Below are 1,059 nucleotides of genomic sequence, written 5' to 3'. Positions count from 1 at the left end.
ACTCACGATGGAAGGCGTGGCCTGCGCGGCGGCGGTGGGCAAGGGGACCGTCTTCCGGCGCTTCGGCGACCGCACCGGCCTGCTCATGGCCCTGCACGAGGGAGTTACGGATGGCCAGGTCTGTACGGCACCGCCTGGTACAACGATCCCGCCGAGGACATGACGGCGATCTTCGTCATGCAGCGGGCCCACGCGGGGGACCAGGGACTGCCGATGTGGCACGACTTCTGGACCGCTGTCTACCAGGCGATCGACGACTGACCGCGAACGGCGCGGCCATCAGCCGATCCGAGCGTCGCACCCATCAGCCGGCTCCTCGCCGATGACCTCGTTGCTGCGGCGCTTGGTGGTTCCCTTCCCCACCTGCCGCACCGCGCCTGCTCGCGCCCGTCCGAGCAGCGCGCGCCGCCATCCGCGGTGACCGGGCTCATGAACACCCCTGAGTGGTCGTTCGAGGGCGGCGCGGCCGCCGAGCCGAGCAGTGGCCTGTGACCGGGCAGGTGCTGGCGAGCTGGAACGAGGGTCCGGCCCGGCAGGCGATCCTGGACTACGTCCACCGGGCGACCCGGCCGGGGCCGGCGTTCGTCGAGCCGGCCGACCGGATCGCCACGTTCGACAACGACGGCACCCTGTGGGTCGAACAGCCGATGCCACCGCAGTTCGACTTCGTGTTCCGTGTCTGGGAGCAGGAGGTGAAGGCCGATCCCTCGCTCGCGGAGCGGCAGCCGTACAAGGCACTCGTTGAACAGGACCAGGCGTTCTTCGCGGGCCTGGCGACGCAGGAACCCGAGGCGGTGGCGACCCTGCTGGAGGCGTTCGCCCGGTCGTGGGCGGGCACGACGCCCGAGGAGTTCGACGCGCAGGTGTGGGAGTGGACCCGGACGGTGCGCGACCCGCGGTTCGGCGTCCCGTACGTGGAGCTGGCAACCCGGACGGGACGACTCTGCGGCACGCCCATCCTGGCGTTCCAGGCGCGGGCAGCGGGACGAGACTATCGACGCCAGGGACACATCAGACAACTTGATCGACTTATCTGATCAACATTTGAGCCTTGCGTCG

1 protein-coding gene and 1 pseudogene are annotated in these 1,059 nt (G+C 69.7%); both read left to right on the top strand.

Annotated features, from left to right (window positions below; all coding sequences use genetic code 11):
• Positions 1 to 94: pseudogene (locus tag ACWEBX_RS41390) on the top strand (TetR family transcriptional regulator); the annotation flags it as partial.
• A 394-nt stretch (positions 95 to 488) separates the two neighbouring features.
• The gene (locus tag ACWEBX_RS41385) at positions 489 to 1,037 is read left to right on the top strand and encodes a hypothetical protein (RefSeq protein WP_451889812.1); all 549 of its coding nucleotides are present in this window, start codon (positions 489 to 491) and stop codon (positions 1,035 to 1,037) included.
• Positions 1,038 to 1,059: the final 22 nt, after the last annotated feature.

The organism is Streptomyces sp. NPDC005070 (assembly GCF_053600395.1).
The sequence above is the reverse complement of the archived record's forward strand: the minus strand, read 5'-3'. Positions and strand labels throughout refer to the sequence as shown.